Here is a 924-nt window from a genome sequence, read left to right as displayed (position 1 = left end):
TCAAAAGAAACGCCTAATTGCTTTGCTTGCTTTTCAAGGTTGGTCAGTGCTTTTGCGCGCTTTCTTTCTTTTTCAAGCACGGCTTTCATATCTTCGCGCTTGTTTTCATTGTCCTCATTGTCTTCGTCCTCATCTTCGTTTTCTTCGTCGTCAAAGATTTCGGCGTTTTTGTCGACGTCATTATCGTCTTCGTCCTCTTCCTCGTCATTGATGATGTCGACAATCTTTTCGTCATCCTCTTCTTCAGCGCGGTATTGTGTGCGTGCCATGTGTTTTGTCCTTCTTTTGTTGTTGATGTTGGGTTTTGTGATATGGAATCCGTTAAGGCTTCCAAAGCTTGCGCAAGGGTGCCTTGCACATCTGCTAATCCAAGTTTGAGAGCTTGGCTGCCTATAAAAGTTTCTGCTTTTGTGTCACGAATTGCATCAGCATTTAAGCGTCTGTTTTGCGCCACCAAATCGACAAACATCTCGTAGAGCAGGGCGCAATCGGCTTGCATTTTTATCTGTGCTGTATCGCTCAAGGGTTCGTGAGGGTTGCCATGAACTTTGTGATCACCTTCAAAGACAAAGGTCCATTTATGCCCGTGTTTTTCATCTGCACGGGATTGGTCAAGATGGGCGCAAACGACACCAATCGAGCCTACAACACCCGTGCGAGCAACCCATATTTGAGAAGCAGAGCAGGCAATGGCATAAGCCGCTGAACAGGCAAACTCATTGGCATGCGCCCAAATGGGCTTTTCGTATTGTTTTGAGAGTGCTTGAAACTCTTCAACCAAATCAAAGACACCGCCCGCTTCTCCACCGCCGCTGTCAATATCAAGTAAAACAGCGCGAACATCAGATTGTGCAATGGCTTCACGAAAAGAAGCCCCCAAACCTTCATAAGAGGTTAGCCCCGATAAAGCCCCAAGCCATGCAC

1 protein-coding gene is annotated in these 924 nt (G+C 46.6%); it reads right to left on the bottom strand.

From position 1 onward, the window contains the following. Nucleotides 1-85: 85 nt before the first annotated feature. Nucleotides 86-924, bottom strand: an 839-nt coding sequence (locus ACFIKU_RS09820; protein ID WP_375657396.1) for a S49 family peptidase, incomplete at its 5' end; no start/stop codon positions are given.

This window comes from Bartonella sp. CM120XJJH (genome assembly GCF_042194715.1).
GTDB lineage: Bacteria > Pseudomonadota > Alphaproteobacteria > Rhizobiales > Rhizobiaceae > Bartonella.
The sequence above is the reverse complement of the archived record's forward strand: the minus strand, read 5'-3'. Positions and strand labels throughout refer to the sequence as shown.